The organism is Streptomyces sp., from assembly GCF_036566765.1.
Taxonomy (GTDB): Bacteria; Actinomycetota; Actinomycetes; order Streptomycetales; family Streptomycetaceae; genus Streptomyces.
Genome location: NZ_DATCVQ010000308.1, coordinates 1 through 15,291 on the forward strand (window position 1 = coordinate 1; position 15,291 = coordinate 15,291).

General features: G+C 69.1%; 17 protein-coding genes and 3 tRNA genes. 16 read left to right on the forward strand and 4 right to left on the reverse strand.

Annotation, left to right across the window (positions count from 1 at the left end; genetic code table 11):
- Positions 1-769, reverse strand: a 769-nt coding sequence (locus VIU94_RS17655) for an amidohydrolase family protein (RefSeq protein WP_524540637.1), incomplete at its 3' end; no start/stop codon positions are given.
- A gap of 215 nt (positions 770-984) precedes the next feature.
- On the opposite strand from VIU94_RS17655, the gene VIU94_RS17660 reads away from it, so the two are divergent.
- From VIU94_RS17660 to VIU94_RS17685, 6 genes are all read left to right on the forward strand, one after another.
- Positions 985-1,057: transfer RNA gene (locus VIU94_RS17660), tRNA-Thr, on the forward strand.
- A 44-nt stretch (positions 1,058-1,101) separates the two neighbouring features.
- Positions 1,102-1,174, forward strand: a tRNA-Met gene (locus VIU94_RS17665).
- A gap of 88 nt (positions 1,175-1,262) precedes the next feature.
- Positions 1,263-1,427: a 50S ribosomal protein L33 gene (rpmG, locus tag VIU94_RS17670; RefSeq protein ID WP_003948671.1), complete on the forward strand. Its 165-nt coding sequence runs from the start codon at positions 1,263-1,265 to the stop codon at positions 1,425-1,427.
- A gap of 100 nt (positions 1,428-1,527) precedes the next feature.
- The gene (locus tag VIU94_RS17675; protein WP_331912588.1) at positions 1,528-1,980 is read left to right on the forward strand and encodes an FAS1-like dehydratase domain-containing protein; all 453 of its coding nucleotides are present in this window, start codon (positions 1,528-1,530) and stop codon (positions 1,978-1,980) included.
- 2 nt (positions 1,981-1,982) lie between these two features.
- Positions 1,983-2,411 carry a MaoC family dehydratase gene (locus tag VIU94_RS17680; protein WP_331912590.1) on the forward strand — a complete coding sequence of 143 codons (429 nt, stop codon included), beginning with the start codon at positions 1,983-1,985 and terminating at the stop codon, positions 2,409-2,411.
- Between the two features lie 97 nt (positions 2,412-2,508).
- The gene (locus VIU94_RS17685) at positions 2,509-3,570 is read left to right on the forward strand and encodes a UDP-N-acetylmuramate dehydrogenase (RefSeq protein WP_414720967.1); all 1,062 of its coding nucleotides are present in this window, start codon (positions 2,509-2,511) and stop codon (positions 3,568-3,570) included.
- 17 nt (positions 3,571-3,587) lie between these two features.
- Here the strand turns inward: VIU94_RS17685 and VIU94_RS17690 are convergent, their stop codons facing one another.
- A complete protein-coding gene (locus VIU94_RS17690) occupies positions 3,588-4,220 on the reverse strand; it encodes an NAD(P)-dependent oxidoreductase (RefSeq protein ID WP_331912594.1) in 633 nt (210 codons plus the stop codon).
- A gap of 95 nt (positions 4,221-4,315) precedes the next feature.
- On the opposite strand from VIU94_RS17690, the gene VIU94_RS17695 reads away from it, so the two are divergent.
- Entirely contained in the window at positions 4,316-4,945 is a 630-nt protein-coding gene (locus VIU94_RS17695; protein ID WP_331912596.1) for a TetR/AcrR family transcriptional regulator, read from the forward strand.
- Positions 4,946-5,000: 55 nt separating this feature from the next.
- The gene (locus tag VIU94_RS17700) at positions 5,001-5,720 is read left to right on the forward strand and encodes a hypothetical protein (protein WP_331912598.1); all 720 of its coding nucleotides are present in this window, start codon (positions 5,001-5,003) and stop codon (positions 5,718-5,720) included.
- Here the strand turns inward: VIU94_RS17700 and VIU94_RS17705 are convergent.
- Entirely contained in the window at positions 5,665-6,699 is a 1,035-nt protein-coding gene (locus VIU94_RS17705) for an adenosine deaminase (RefSeq protein WP_331912600.1), read from the reverse strand. The two genes, VIU94_RS17700 and VIU94_RS17705, sit on opposite strands and share 56 nt — an antisense overlap.
- A gap of 127 nt (positions 6,700-6,826) precedes the next feature.
- Positions 6,827-8,053 carry a pyridoxal phosphate-dependent aminotransferase gene (locus tag VIU94_RS17710; protein ID WP_331912602.1) on the reverse strand — a complete coding sequence of 409 codons (1,227 nt, stop codon included), beginning with the start codon at positions 8,051-8,053 and terminating at the stop codon, positions 6,827-6,829.
- Positions 8,054-8,258: 205 nt separating this feature from the next.
- On the opposite strand from VIU94_RS17710, the gene VIU94_RS17715 reads away from it, so the two are divergent.
- The 8 genes from VIU94_RS17715 to rpoB all read left to right on the forward strand — a co-directional run.
- Positions 8,259-8,331 (forward strand) — tRNA-Trp (locus VIU94_RS17715).
- A gap of 104 nt (positions 8,332-8,435) precedes the next feature.
- Positions 8,436-8,723, forward strand: a complete 288-nt coding sequence (gene secE / locus VIU94_RS17720; protein WP_331912604.1) for a preprotein translocase subunit SecE — start codon at positions 8,436-8,438, stop codon at positions 8,721-8,723.
- Between the two features lie 76 nt (positions 8,724-8,799).
- Positions 8,800-9,681, forward strand: a complete 882-nt coding sequence (nusG, locus tag VIU94_RS17725) for a transcription termination/antitermination protein NusG (protein ID WP_331912606.1) — start codon at positions 8,800-8,802, stop codon at positions 9,679-9,681.
- 160 nt (positions 9,682-9,841) lie between these two features.
- Positions 9,842-10,276 carry a 50S ribosomal protein L11 gene (rplK, locus tag VIU94_RS17730; RefSeq protein WP_331912608.1) on the forward strand — a complete coding sequence of 145 codons (435 nt, stop codon included), beginning with the start codon at positions 9,842-9,844 and terminating at the stop codon, positions 10,274-10,276.
- An 81-nt stretch (positions 10,277-10,357) separates the two neighbouring features.
- Positions 10,358-11,086: a 50S ribosomal protein L1 gene (rplA, locus tag VIU94_RS17735; RefSeq protein WP_331912610.1), complete on the forward strand. Its 729-nt coding sequence runs from the start codon at positions 10,358-10,360 to the stop codon at positions 11,084-11,086.
- 326 nt (positions 11,087-11,412) lie between these two features.
- Complete coding sequence (gene rplJ, locus VIU94_RS17740; RefSeq protein WP_331912612.1) at positions 11,413-11,943, forward strand: 50S ribosomal protein L10; 531 nt, start codon at positions 11,413-11,415, stop codon at positions 11,941-11,943.
- A gap of 110 nt (positions 11,944-12,053) precedes the next feature.
- Positions 12,054-12,437 carry a 50S ribosomal protein L7/L12 gene (gene rplL, locus VIU94_RS17745; RefSeq protein WP_331912614.1) on the forward strand — a complete coding sequence of 128 codons (384 nt, stop codon included), beginning with the start codon at positions 12,054-12,056 and terminating at the stop codon, positions 12,435-12,437.
- Positions 12,438-12,964: 527 nt separating this feature from the next.
- Positions 12,965-15,291, forward strand: a 2,327-nt coding sequence (rpoB, locus tag VIU94_RS17750; protein WP_331912616.1) for a DNA-directed RNA polymerase subunit beta, incomplete at its 3' end; no start/stop codon positions are given.

The following is a 15,291-nucleotide window of genomic DNA, read 5'->3' on the forward strand; positions in this document are numbered from 1 at the left end:
CGGTGCGCCGCGCCACGTCCGCGGGCAACCGGCCGAGCCCCGCGCACGGGCCGATCGTCACGCCCGCGCGAAGCCCGCCCGCCATCGCCGCGAGCCGGGCAAGCCGCGCCGGGTCGTCGCCGTCCGTGTGCAGGTCCACCGGGCAGCCGTGCTCGGCGGCGATCTCAAGGACCGCCTCCACGTACCCCGTCGGGTCAGGGTCCAGGTCCGGGCAGCCGCCCACCACGCCCGCGCCCATCTTCACCGCGTCCCGCAGCATCGCCAGGCCGTCCGCCCCGGCGACCCCGGTCAGCAGCCGCGGCACCGCCACCGTCGTCAGGTCGGCCAGGCCGCGCAGCGAGCGCCGGGCCTGGAGCACCGCCTCCAGCGGGCCGAGCCCGTGCACATCCCCGATCCGCACATGCGCGCGCAGCGCGGTCGCACCGTGCCCGAGCTGGAGCAGCGCCGCCTCGGTGGCCCGCCGCTGCACCTCGTCGGCGGCGTACGAGACGGGCCCGGGGACGTCCGCGCTGAGCGCCGTGTCGGAGTGCGCGTGGGGCTCGGCGGGGGCGGGCAGCAGCAGGTAGCCGGCGAGGTCCACCCGGGCGCCGACGGCGGTGAGGCTGCCGGCCGTGCCGACCGCCTCGATCCGGCCGCCGCCGAGCCGTACGTCGACCGTCCGCCCGTCGGTGAGCCGGGCGCCCGACAGCAGCAGCGAGGCGGTGTCGGCAGTGGCGGCTCCCCACTCGTCGGGGGACGGTGGCTGGGGCTGCTTGCTGTCGGCTGACATGGGGCTCCTCGGGGCTCCTCAAGATCAAGATCACGCAGCGTGGGCCCGAGCCTAGGGGCGCTCCGGCCGCACTTGGAGGAGGTGCGCAATAGTCGTACTGATGAGTCCACGTGTGGCCTACGGGACACAGGTGAGGGGCTGGGAGCGGGGTCGACCGAGGGCGCGGAAACGGATTTGGGCGAACGGCCGCCGACCGTGTAATGTCTTCATCGCTCGCCCCAATAGCTCAGTCGGTAGAGCGTCTCCATGGTAAGGAGAAGGTCTACGGTTCGATTCCGTATTGGGGCTCTGGTGAGAAGGAACCCGCCTTCGGGTGGGATCCGGATCATCAAAGCGGTGTAGCTCAGTCGGTAGAGCAAGCGGCTCATAATCGCTGTGTCACCGGTTCAAGTCCGGTCACCGCTACACACGGTAGCCGATTGCGGGGTCGGTCCTTCGATCGGCTACTATTTCATGCGTTCATCCGTTTATCCGTCCGTCAAGGAGCACTCACGTGGCTGCCACCGACGTCCGCCCGAAGATCACGCTGGCCTGCGTGGAGTGCAAGGAGCGGAACTACATCACCAAGAAGAACCGGCGCAACAACCCGGACCGTCTTGAGATGAAGAAGCACTGCCCGCGCTGCAACGCGCACACTGCGCACCGCGAGACGCGCTAATCAGGCTCGTTCACGAGGCCGTCCCCACTTCGGGGGCGGCCTCGTGGCGTTTGTCCGCCAGGCCCAGGCACCACATCCAGCAGTAGGAGGGAACGAGTCCATGGCGCTCGACCAGTCCTTCGTGGGGCGGACCTATCCGCCCACCGCGCCGTACGAGGTCGGCCGGGAGAAGATCCGCGAGTTCGCCGAGGCGGTCGGCGACGCGAATCCCGCGTACATCGACCAGGAGGCCGCGAAAGAACTCGGTCACCCCGATGTGATCGCCCCGCCGACTTTTGTGTTCGCGATCACGTTCAAGGCCGCCGGACTGGTCGTCGAGGACCCGCAGCTCGGGCTCGACTACAGCCGAGTGGTGCACGGCGACCAGAAGTTCGTCTACACCCGCCCGGTCCGGGCCGGCGACCGGCTCTCGGTCACCTCGACCATCGAGGCGATCAAGTCCCTGGCGGGCAACGACATCCTGGACATCCGCGGCGAGGTCCACGACGAGAGCGGCGAGCACGTCGTGACCGCGTGGACCAAGCTCGTGGCACGCGCGGCCGAGGAGGGCTGACCATGGCGGCGAAGATCGCTTACGACGAGATCGAGGTCGGCGCCGAGCTCCCGGCGCAGTCCTTCCCCGTGACCCGCGCCACGCTGGTCCAGTACGCCGGCGCGTCCGGTGACTTCAACCCGATCCACTGGAACGAGAAGTTCGCGGTCGAGGTCGGTCTGCCGGACGTCATCGCGCACGGCATGTTCACCATGGCCGAGGCGATCCGCGTCGTGACGGACTGGGTCGGCGACCCGGGCGCCGTCGTCGAGTACGGAGTCCGCTTCACCAAGCCGGTCGTGGTGCCGAACGACGGCGTCGGCGCGCTCATCGAGGTCAGCGCCAAGGTCGCGGCGAAGCTGGACGACGGCCGGGTCCGGGTGGACCTCACGGCGATGTCGGCCGGCCAGAAGGTCCTGGGCATGTCCCGCGCCGTGGTGCAGCTCGCCTGACGGCGGCTACGCGTACGTGTACGGCCCCGGCCCCTTCGGGCGGCCGGGGCCTCGCCCTTTCCGGGGGCCGCTCGCCCCGCCCCGTACCCTTGTGCCCGTGCAGGTACTCCACGACGCCCCCCTCGCCCCCCTGACCACCTTCCGGCTCGGCGGGCCCGCCACCCGGCTCGTCACGGCCACCACGGACGACGAGGTGATCGCCGCGGTCCGCGAGGCGGACGAGAGCGGTACCCCGCTGCTGATCGTCGGCGGCGGCTCCAATCTGGTCATCGGGGACAAGGGCTTCGACGGCACCGCCCTGCGCATCGCCACCAAGGGCTTCGCGCTCGACGGGACGCGGCTCGAGCTCGCGGCCGGCGAGGTGTGGACGGACGCCGTCGCGCGCAGCGTCGAGGCCGGGCTCGCGGGGATCGAGTGCCTGGCCGGCATCCCCGGCTCGGCCGGGGCCACCCCGATCCAGAACGTGGGGGCGTACGGCCAGGAGGTCTCCGCCACCGTCACCGAGGTCGTCGCGTACGACCGCCGGGCGGGGGAGACGGTCACCCTCGCCAACGCCGAGTGCGCCTTCTCGTACCGGCACAGCCGCTTCAAGGAGCACCCGGACCGCTATGTGGTGCTCCGGGTCCGCTTCGCGCTGGAGGACGCCGACGGGCTGTCCGCCCCGCTCAAGTACCCGGAGACCGCCCGCGCGCTCGGCGTGGAGGCCGGCGACCGGGTGGCGCTGACGACGGCCCGCGAGACGGTCCTGAAGCTGCGCGCGGGCAAGGGCATGGTCCTGGACCCGGCGGATCACGACACCTGGTCGGCCGGCTCGTTCTTCACCAACCCGATCCTGAGCCGGGAGCAGTACGAGGACTTCCTCGGCCGGGTGCACGACCGGCTCGGCCCCGAGGTCGCCCCGCCCGCCTTCCCCGTCGGCGAGGACGGCGAGCAGGTCAAGACCTCCGCCGCCTGGCTGATCGACAAGGCGGGCTTCACCAAGGGGTACGGCTCCGGGCCCGCCCGGATCTCCACCAAGCACACCCTCGCCCTCACCAACCGCGGCGATGCCACCACCGAGGACCTGCTGGCCCTCGCCCGCGAGGTCGTCGCCGGGGTGCGGGACGCCTTCGGGATCACGCTGGTCAACGAGCCGGTGACGGTCGGCGTCGAGCTCTAGCCACCCGGCCGGGGCCTTCAGTACGCCACGCCCACCGGCCGCCGCACCGTCGCCGGGTCGGACACCATCGCGAGCATCGCGTGCGCCACGTCCGCCCGGCCGATGCTCCGGCCCGCCCGGGGGTTCGCCCCGACGACCTTCCGGTACGTCCCGGTGAGCGGCTTGTCGCCGAGCTTGGGCGGCCGGACGGACGTCCAGTCGACGGCGCTGCGCGCCAGTTCCTCCTCCATGACCCGCAGGTCCGCGTAGACGTCCTTCAGGGCGGCCCGGACCACCGAGACGAAGGCCCGGTCGAGCAGCGGCTCGTCCGGGGGAGTGGCGGCGAGCGGGGCCGCGCTGACCACGATCAGTCGCCGGGTCCCCTCCGCCTCCATCGCGGCGAGCACCGAACGGGTGAGCCGCGCGGCCACGCCCGCGTCCGCGCGGCTGCGCGCGCCCAGGCCGGACAGGACCGCGTCCCGGCCCGCCACGGCGGGGCGCAGGGCCTCGGGGTCGGAGAGGTCGGCCTGGAAGACCTCCAGACGGTCGCCTGTCAGGGTGAGCCGTGCGGGGTCGCGTACCACCGCCGTCACGTGGTGGCCGGCGGCGAGCGCCTGGCCGACGATCTCCCGGCCGATGCCGCCGGTCGCGCCGAAGACTGTGAGCTTCATGTCGCACCCTCCTGGGGTGGGTAAGTGTTCACTCACCCCTAGGGTGGGTGTGCACTCACTCACCCGTCAAGCGCGATCGGAGCTTTCGAGCGTTCATGGACCAGAAACCGATCCAGAAGCCGATCCAAAAGCCGACTCGCGTCCGCATCGTCGACGCGGCCCGCCACCTCATGCTGACCGCCGGCCTCGCCCGCACCACCACCAAGGAGATCGCGAAGGCCGCGGGCTGCTCCGAGGCGGCGCTCTACAAGTACTTCAGCAGCAAGGAAGAGCTCTTCGTGACGGTGCTCAACGAGCGCCTGCCCCGGCTCGGCTCGCTGCTCGACACCCTCGCCGCCGACCCCGGCGGCCGCACGGTCGAGGAGAACCTCGCCGAGATCGCCCGCAGCGCCGCGCTCTTCTACGAGCAGACCTTCCCGATGGCCGCTTCCCTCTATGCCGAACCGCAGCTCAAACGCCGCCACGAGGAGGCCATGCGGGAACTCGGGGCCGGCCCCCACCGGCCCATCGAAGGACTCGACGCCTACCTCCGCGCCGAGCGGCAGCACGGCCGTATCGCCCCCGACGCCGACACCCACGCCGCCGCGTCCCTGCTCCTCGGGGCCTGTGTGCACCGCGCCTTCGCGTACGAGATGACGCCCGGAGGACGCCCGCCGCAGCCGCTGGACGAGTTCGCCGCCGGCCTCGCCCGTACCCTCATGGCCGGCATCGCCCCGCCGAAATGACGTGCCGCCGAAATGACGTTGCCGACGCTCGCCCGCTCCCGCCAGGCTGGCCCACATGCGCCTGAAAGTACGTGAGTTCAGGATCCGTACCGGACCTCACGCGTACCGGATCGTCCAGCCGTGGCACCCCCTGCGGCACACCACCGTCAACGACCCGATCAGCCACCACTGGGGCTATCTCCTCGGCGACCACGACGGCCTGTCGGCCCTGGCCGCGCTCTTCTCCTTCGCCGCCTTCTCCCGCCACACGATCGTCCACGTACCGCTGCGGCAGAGCATCCCGCGCACGTTCTTCCCCGAGGACCCGGTCGACCTCGTCCTCGCCCACCGGTCACCCGGACTGCGCCCCTCCGCCTGGCCCGGGCTGCGCGCGCGGCTCCGCGACGGCGCCCCGCTCACCGTCCGCACCAACGAACAGCGCACCGCCGCCCACGCCGCCGCCTGGAAGGCGCTGTGGGAGCGCGGCGACGGGCGGGCGGACAAGTGGCTGCACCCGTCCGTGCACGCGGGCACCCTCTTCCTGCACGGCGGCCGGGACGTCTTCTCCGTCGCCTCCGAGGCCTTCTCCCTGGCAGCCGGCTTCGGGCCCCTGGAGAAGCGCGCCCGCAAGGGCCACGACGCGCTGATCGCCACGCTCACCCACTGCCTGGCCCCGGCGAGCGCCGGCGACCGGACCGAGCTCGACATCGGCTTCCAGGCCCGCCCGCCGCTGCACCACTTCAGGCCGCCGGGGCGGCCAGCCAGTCGTCGACCCCGGACAGCAGCTTCCGCCTGACGTCCTCCGGCGCCGCCGAGCCCCGCACCGACTGCCGGGCCAGCTCCGCCAGCTCGGCGTCCGTGAAGGCGTGGTGCCGGCGGGCGATCTCGTACTGGGCGGCCAGCCGCGAGCCGAAGAGCAGCGGGTCGTCCGCGCCGAGCGCCATCGGCACCCCCGCGTCGTACAGCGTGCGCAGCGGGACGTCCTCGGGCTTCTCGTACACGCCGAGCGCCACATTGGACGCCGGGCAGACCTCGCACGTCACGCCCTTCTCGGCGAGCCGGCGCAGCAGCCGCGGGTCCTCCGCGGCCCGTACGCCGTGCCCGATCCGGGCCGCGCGCAGGTCGTCCAGGCAGTCCCGCACCGACGCCGGGCCGGTCAGCTCGCCGCCGTGCGGCGCGGCCAGCAGCCCGCCCTCGCGGGCGATCGCGAAGGCGCGGTCGAAATCGCGGGCCATGCCGCGCCGCTCGTCGTTGGAGAGGCCGAAGCCGACGACGCCACGGTCGGCGTAGCGGACCGCGAGCCGGGCGAGCGTACGGGCGTCCAGCGGGTGCTTCATCCGGTTGGCGGCGACCAGGACGCGCATCCCGAGCCCGGTGTCCCGCGCGGCCGTCTCGACCGCGTCCAGGATGATCTCCATGGCCGGGATCAGACCGCCGAGCCGGGGCGCGTACGAGGTCGGGTCGACCTGGATCTCCAGCCAGCCGGACCCGTCCCGTACGTCCTCCTGCGCGGCCTCCCGCACCAGCCGCTGGATGTCCTCCGGTGCGCGGAGGCAGGAGCGGGCGATGTCGTACAGCCGCTGGAAGCGGAACCAGCCGCGCTCGTCGGTCGCGCGCAGCTTGGGGGGCTCGCCGCCGGTCAGCGCCTCGGGGAGGTGGACCCCGTACTTGTCGGCCAGCTCGATCAGCGTCGTGGGCCGCATCGAGCCGGTGAAGTGCAGATGCAGGTGGGCCTTGGGCAGCAGGCCGATGTCGCGAACGTGCTCGTGCTCCATCGACCGATCTTGCCCCACCCGAATGGACTACGACAGTCCCTTTCCCCGATCGGGACCTTGCTCGAAAACAAACACGAGCCCCCGGTTCCGGAGAACCGGGGGCTCGTGCACCGATCGTCGGTACCGGCTAGTCGCGCGCCTCCGCGAGCAGCTTCTGCATCCGGGACACGCCCTCGACCAGGTCCTCGTCGCCCAGCGCGTACGACAGGCGCAGGTAGCCCGGGGTGCCGAAGGCCTCGCCCGGGACGACCGCGACCTCGACCTCGTCCAGGATCAGCGCTGCCAGCTCGACCGAGGTCTGCGGGCGCTTGCCGCGGATCTCCTTGCCCAGCAGGGCCTTCACCGACGGGTACGCGTAGAACGCGCCCTCGGGGGTCGGGCAGAGCACGCCGTCGATCTCGTTGAGCATGTTCACGATCGTCTGGCGGCGGCGGTCGAAGGCCTTGCGCATCTCCGCGACCGCGTCGAGGTCGCCCGAGACGGCGGCCAGCGCGGCGATCTGCGCCACGTTGCTCACGTTCGAGGTGGCGTGCGACTGCAGGTTGGTCGCGGCCTTCACCACGTCCTTCGGGCCGATGATCCACCCGACCCGCCAGCCGGTCATCGCGTACGTCTTGGCGACGCCGTTCACGATGATGCACTTGTCGCGCAGCGCCGGGACCAGCTTCGGCAGCGAGGTGAACGTCGCGTCGCCGTAGACCAGGTGCTCGTAGATCTCGTCGGTCAGCACCCACAGGCCGTGCTCGGCCGCCCACTCGCCGATCGCGCGGGCGTCCGCCTCGCTGTAGACGGCGCCGGTCGGGTTGGAGGGGGAGACGAAGAGCACGACCTTCGTGTTCTCCGTGCGCGCCGCCTCCAGCTGCTCGACGGAGACCCGGTAGCCGGTGGTCTCGTCGGCGACGACCTCCACCGGGACGCCGCCGGCCAGCCGGATCGACTCGGGGTACGTGGTCCAGTACGGCGCCGGGACGATGACCTCGTCGCCCGGGTCGAGGATCGCGGCGAAGGCCTCGTAGATGGCCTGCTTGCCGCCGTTGGTCACCAGCACCTCGGCCGGGTCGACCTCGAGACCGGAGTCGCGGAGGGTCTTCTCGGCGATGGCCTTCTTCAGCTCGGGCAGGCCGCCGGCGGGGGTGTAGCGGTGGTACTTCGGGTTCTTGCAGGCCTCGACGGCCGCCTCGACGATGTAGTCCGGGGTCGGGAAGTCGGGCTCACCGGCGCCGAAGCCGATCACCGGACGGCCGGCGGCCTTGAGGGCCTTGGCCTTGGCGTCGACGGCGAGGGTGGCGGACTCGGAGATCGCGCCGACTCGGGCGGAGACCCGGCGCTCGGTGGGAGAAGTGGCAGCGCTCATGCGGCCCATGGTCCCAGACCGTCTCGGGACCGGGCACACAGGTTTCGAAGGACGGACAGGACCGGTCATTACCGGTCACGCTGGGGACTCGGCAGGGCCCCGACGTGCTTTCTGTTCGACGCGGCGCTCATGAACACGTACACTCACTGCTCGTTGGCCCTCACCGACCACATCTCACGATGCGGTAGGTTGGGGGACACCGCAAAGGGTCGTAGCTCAATTGGTAGAGCACCGGTCTCCAAAACCGAAGGTTGGGGGTTCAAGTCCCTCCGGCCCTGCTACACACACCGCCAGGTTGTGTGCGCATGTACGTCTTCATTGCACCGCCGTGCGGCTCCACCCGGGCGCGGCACGGCCACGACCCGGAATCAGGTGAGAGATCGTGACGGACGCCGTGGGCTCCATCGACATGCCTGATGCCCAGGACGAGGCTCCGGACTCGAAGAAGAAGTCGCGTAAGGGCGGCAAGCGCGGGAAGAAGGGCCCCCTGGGCCGTCTCGCGGTCTTCTACCGCCAGATCATCGCGGAGCTCCGCAAGGTCGTCTGGCCCACTCGGAACCAGCTGACGTCCTACACCACTGTGGTGATCGTCTTCGTCGTCATCATGATCGGCCTCGTAACCGTGATTGACTATGGCTTCCAGGAAGCAGTCAAGTACGTCTTCGGCTGATTCCCGCGGAGGGCGCCCCCCGGCGCCCCTTTTCGCATGTTCCACCCCATCTGTATCGCAGGAAGAAGCAGCCATCGTGTCTGACCCGAACCTGAACGTTGAGGACGAGCTCGACATCGTCGAGGCGGCCGACGAGGACCAGGCTGAGGCTGCTGACGCCGCTGCGGGCGAGGCAGTCGAAGAGGCCGCGCTGCACACCGAGGACGCGTCCGACGAGACGGACGAGGTCGAGGCCGAGGACGCCGACGAGACCGACGAGGTCGAGGACGCCGACTCCGACGAGACCGAGGGCGAGGCCGACGAGGAGGCCGAGGCCGAGGTCGTCGAGGAGGCCGCTCCCGTCGACCCGATCCAGGCCCTGCGCGACGAGCTCCGCGGTCTGCCCGGCGAGTGGTACGTGATCCACACCTACGCGGGCTACGAGAAGCGCGTGAAGGCCAACCTGGAGCAGCGCGCCGTCTCGCTCAACGTCGAGGACTTCATCTACCAGGCCGAGGTCCCCGAGGAAGAGATCGTCCAGATCAAGAACGGCGAGCGCAAGAACGTCCGGCAGAACAAGCTGCCCGGCTATGTGCTCGTCCGCATGGATCTGACGAACGAGTCCTGGGGCGTCGTGCGCAACACCCCCGGCGTCACCGGCTTCGTGGGCAACGCCTACGACCCGTACCCGCTGACTCTGGACGAGATCGTCAAGATGCTCGCCCCGGAGGCCGAGGAGAAGGCCGCTCGCGAGGCCGCCGAGGCCGAGGGCAAGCCGGCTCCGGCCCGCAAGGTCGAGGTCCAGGTCCTGGACTTCGAGGTGGGCGACTCGGTCACCGTCACCGACGGCCCCTTCGCCACCCTCCAGGCCACGATCAACGAGATCAACGCCGACTCGAAGAAGGTCAAGGGCCTCGTCGAGATCTTCGGTCGCGAGACCCCGGTCGAGCTCAGCTTCGACCAGATCCAGAAGAACTGACTTTCACAGGTTTCCGACCCAGGTCAGAGTGGCTCTCGCAGCCGCTCTGACCTGCTCGGTTTTTAGCCGCACGTCTATACCCGTTATCGTGGTGCGGTATGCCTCCATCCGGATGACCGGATGGCGGGCTGAACACTCTCACTAGGACCCGGAGAGAGCAATGCCTCCCAAGAAGAAGAAGGTCACGGGGCTTATCAAGCTCCAGATCAACGCCGGTGCGGCGAACCCGGCCCCGCCGGTCGGCCCCGCGCTCGGCCAGCACGGCGTCAACATCATGGAGTTCTGCAAGGCCTACAACGCCGCGACCGAGTCGCAGCGTGGCATGGTCGTGCCGGTGGAGATCACGGTCTACGAGGACCGTTCCTTCACCTTCGTCACGAAGACTCCGCCGGCCGCCAAGCTGATCCTCAAGGCCGCGGGTGTGGACAAGGGCTCCGGCGAGCCGCACAAGACCAAGGTCGCCAAGCTCACGGCCGACCAGGTCCGCGAGATCGCCACGGTCAAGATGCCCGACCTGAACGCCAACGACCTGGACGCCGCGTCGAAGATCATCGCCGGCACCGCCCGTTCCATGGGCATCACGGTCGAGGGCTGATCAGCCCCCTTGTGACCTCAGTGGTAGGGCCAGCGCCGGCCCGCACCACGACTCCACACACCTGAACCAACAGGAGAAGCAGTGAAGCGCAGCAAGGCACTCCGCGCCGCGGACGCCAAGATCGACCGGGAGCGTAACTACGCCCCCCTCGAGGCCGTCCGTCTGGCCAAGGACACCGCCGCCACCAAGTTCGACGGCACCGTCGAGGTCGCCTTCCGCCTGGGCGTCGACCCGCGCAAGGCCGACCAGATGGTCCGTGGCACCGTGAACCTCCCGCACGGCACCGGTAAGACCGCCCGGGTCCTGGTCTTCGCGACCGGTGACCGTGCCGAGGCCGCGATCGCCGCGGGCGCCGACATCGTCGGCTCCGACGAGCTCATCGACGAGATCTCCAAGGGCAACCGCCTGAACGAGTTCGACGCCGTGGTGGCCACCCCGGACCTCATGGGCAAGGTCGGCCGCCTCGGCCGCGTCCTCGGCCCGCGTGGTCTCATGCCGAACCCGAAGACCGGCACCGTCACCCCCGATGTCGCCAAGGCTGTCAACGACATCAAGGGCGGCAAGATCGAGTTCCGCGTCGACAAGCACTCGAACCTGCACTTCATCATCGGCAAGGTCTCCTTCGACGAGACGAAGCTGGTCGAGAACTACGCCGCGGCTCTGGAGGAGATCCTCCGTCTGAAGCCGTCCGCCGCCAAGGGCCGCTACATCAAGAAGGCGACCCTGACGACGACGATGGGCCCCGGCATCCCGCTGGACTCCAACCGCACCCGCAACCTCCTCGTCGAGGAGGACCCGGCCGCGGTCTGAGCCCTCTGAAAGGCCCTCTGGGCCGGCTCTGAAGCGCCTCGGGCCCCGCACCTCTCCGGAGGAGCGGGGCCCGATTTGTTTTCCGCGTACCGATTCGCGTATGGTCTTGTCGAAGCCAAAGACCGCTGGTCGTTGCTGTGCCCGACAGGGTGCGGTGGCCGAAGGATTCGCTGTTTGATGCGAACGACCCGCGCAGGTGATCGTGGAAGAGTTCCCGGATCGTACGATTCGGTCGAGCTGAGCCCCGTGCGCCTGCGCCCGGGGCGTTTTGCTTTGTACAGCCCCTTCTGAGCGGTCCTCATCACCCGGAAGGAGGCCGAAGCACTATGCCGACGCCCAACAAGGCTGCATCGGTGGCCGAGCTCAAGGACGCGTTCCAGAGCTCCAACGCCGCCGTGCTGACCGAGTACCGGGGTCTCACCGTTGCGCAGCTCAAGACGCTGCGTCGTTCGCTCGGTGAGAACGCCCAGTACGCCGTGGTGAAGAACACGCTGACCAAGATCGCGGCCAACGAGGCCGGGATCACCGCACTGGACGAGCACTTCGCTGGTCCGACCGCGGTCGCCTTCGTCACCGGTGACCCGGTGGAGTCGGCGAAGGCTCTGCGTGACTTCGCCAAGGAGAACCCGAACCTCATCATCAAGGCCGGTGTCCTTGACGGTAAGGCTCTCTCCGCCGACGACATCAAGAAGCTTGCGGACCTCGAGTCCCGCGAGGTTCTGCTCAGCAAGCTGGCCGGCGCGTTCAAGGGCAAGCAGTCTCAGGCTGCCTCGCTCTTCCAGGCGCTGCCGTCGAAGTTCGTCCGCACCGCGGACGCGCTTCGCGCCAAGCTCGCCGAGCAGGGCGGTGCCGAGTAATTCGGCTCGCGCATTGATCCGCGCCGCCTAGTGCGCGGGTCGTAGCGGGCCGTTACGCCCGCCTCTATGTACATCCGGCACCAGCCGAATTAGTGGAAGGATCGCCCATCATGGCGAAGCTCTCTCAGGACGACCTCCTCGCCCAGTTCGAGGAGATGACCCTCATCGAGCTCTCCGAGTTCGTGAAGGCGTTCGAGGACAAGTTCGACGTCACCGCCGCTGCCGCCGTCGCCGTTGCCGGCCCCGCCGGCCCGGGCGCCGTGGCCGAGGCCGTCGAGGAGAAGGACGAGTTCGACGTCATCCTCACCGGCGCCGGCGACAAGAAGATCCAGGTCATCAAGGTCGTGCGTGAGCTGACCTCCCTGGGCCTGAAGGAGGCCAAGGACCTCGTGGACGGCGCTCCGAAGCCGGTCCTCGAGAAGGTCGCCAAGGACGCCGCCGAGAAGGCCGCCGAGGCCCTCAAGGGCGCCGGTGCGGCCGTCGAGGTCAAGTAAGACCTCTGCGAGTCCTGTGACTCCTCTCTGAGCGTGTAACGCTCGCAGCGTGAAGGGCGATCACCCAACTGGGTGGTCGCCCTTCGGCGTTCCCTGGGCGGCGCGTGGCGGCGGTGTTGTGCCAGGCCAGGGGCGGAGTATGGTGATCATCGCCGTGCGCCCCGCAGGCCGGGGGCCTTGACGAACCGCACGTCGCGCGCAATTCTCAGGACGCGTCGTCACAACGATCCGTATCCGAGGCATGGATCGACGACCGATGGGGCAGTATCGAGGTGCGCTGCATGGCGCGAGGTACCGCGGAGATGAGAACAACGAGGGTCGTGAAGAACTCGCCCTGGACATCAGTGGGCCAAGTGGCTACACTGACCCTTTGCGCTGCCTGTTAGCTGCCCCCTGCCCGTCACCAGGGGCATGACCTCGCAAGAGCATCACTGGCCGGAGTATCCCTGACCTGGGAATTCCGCTTCTGAGCATTGCTGGGGACCGGTACGCGCGTAGTGAGTCCGAGCCCTCGGAAGGACCCCCTCTTGGCCGCCTCGCGCAACGCCTCGACCAATACGAACAACGGCGCCAGCACCGCCCCGCTGCGCATCTCCTTTGCAAAGATCAAGGAGCCCCTCGAGGTTCCGAACCTCCTCGCGCTGCAGACCGAGAGCTTTGACTGGCTGCTCGGCAACGCCGCGTGGAAGGCTCGCGTCGAGGCAGCCCTTGAGTCGGGACAGGACGTCCCCACGAAGTCCGGTCTTGAAGAGATCTTCGAGGAGATCTCGCCGATCGAGGACTTCTCCGGGTCGATGTCGCTGACCTTCCGCGATCACCGCTTCGAGCCGCCGAAGAACTCGATCGACGAGTGCAAGGACCGTGACTTCACGTACGGCGCCCCGCTCTTCGTCACCGCTGAGTTCACCAACAACGAGACCGGCGAGATCAAGTCCCAGACGGTCTTCATGGGCGACTTCCCGCTCATGACGAACAAGGGCACCTTCGTCATCAACGGCACCGAGCGTGTCGTGGTGTCGCAGCTCGTCCGCTCGCCGGGTGTGTACTTCGACTCCTCCATCGACAAGACGTCCGACAAGGACATCTTCTCCGCCAAGATCATCCCCTCCCGGGGCGCCTGGCTGGAGATGGAGATCGACAAGCGCGACATGGTCGGTGTCCGCATCGACCGCAAGCGCAAGCAGTCCGTCACCGTTCTGCTGAAGGCGCTCGGCTGGACCACCGAGCAGATCCTGCAGGAGTTCGGCGAGTACGAGTCCATGCGCGCCACCCTGGAGAAGGACCACACCCAGGGCCAGGACGACGCGCTGCTCGACATCTACCGCAAGCTGCGCCCGGGCGAGCCGCCGACGCGTGAGGCCGCGCAGACGCTGCTCGAGAACCTGTACTTCAACCCGAAGCGCTACGACCTGGCCAAGGTCGGACGCTACAAGGTCAACAAGAAGCTCGGGGCCGACGAGCCGCTGGACGCCGGCGTCCTCACCACCGACGACGTCATCGCGACCATCAAGTACTTGGTCAAGCTGCACGCCGGCGAGACCGAGACGGTCGGCGAGAGCGGCACGGAGATCGTCGTCGAGACCGACGACATCGACCACTTCGGCAACCGTCGTCTGCGCAACGTCGGCGAGCTCATCCAGAACCAGGTCCGCACGGGTCTGGCTCGTATGGAGCGCGTCGTGCGCGAGCGCATGACGACTCAGGACGTCGAGGCGATCACGCCGCAGACCCTGATCAACATCCGGCCGGTCGTCGCCTCCATCAAGGAGTTCTTCGGCACCAGCCAGCTGTCGCAGTTCATGGACCAGAACAACCCGCTGTCGGGTCTCACCCACAAGCGCCGTCTGTCGGCGCTTGGCCCGGGTGGTCTGTCCCGTGAGCGGGCCGGCTTCGAGGTCCGAGACGTGCACCCGTCCCACTACGGACGCATGTGCCCGATCGAGACCCCCGAAGGCCCGAACATCGGTCTGATCGGTTCGCTCGCCTCGTACGGCCGCGTCAACGCGTTCGGCTTCATCGAGACGCCGTACCGCAAGGTCGTCGACGGCCAGGTCACCGACGAGGTCGACTACCTGACCGCCGACGAGGAGGACCGGTTCGTCATCGCGCAGGCCAACGCCGCGCTCAACGACGAGCTGCAGTTCACCGAGGCCCGTGTGCTGGTTCGCCGTCGTGGCGGCGAGGTCGACTACGTCCCGCCGGCCGACGTGGACTACATGGACGTCTCGCCGCGCCAGATGGTGTCGGTCGCGACCGCCATGATCCCGTTCCTCGAGCACGACGACGCCAACCGTGCCCTCATGGGCGCGAACATGATGCGTCAGGCGGTGCCGCTGATTAAGTCGGAGGCCCCGCTCGTCGGCACCGGCATGGAGTACCGCTGCGCCACCGACGCCGGCGACGTGCTCAAGGCCGAGAAGGCCGGTGTGGTCCAGGAGCTGTCGGCCGACTACATCACGGTCGCCAACGACGACGGCACGTACAACACGTACCGCCTGCACAAGTTCTCCCGCTCCAACCAGGGCACCTCGGTCAACCAGAAGGTCGTCGTCGACGAGGGCGACCGGGTGATCGAGGGCCAGGTCCTCGCCGACGGTCCCGCGACCGAAGACGGCGAGATGGCGCTGGGCAAGAACCTGCTCGTGGCGTTCATGCCGTGGGAGGGTCACAACTACGAGGACGCGATCATCCTGTCGCAGCGCCTCGTGCAGGACGACGTCCTCTCCTCGATCCACATCGAGGAGCACGAGGTCGACGCCCGTGACACCAAGCTCGGCCCCGAGGAGATCACCCGGGACATCCCGAACGTCTCCGAGGAGGTCCTCGCCGACCTCGACGAGCGCGGCATCATCCG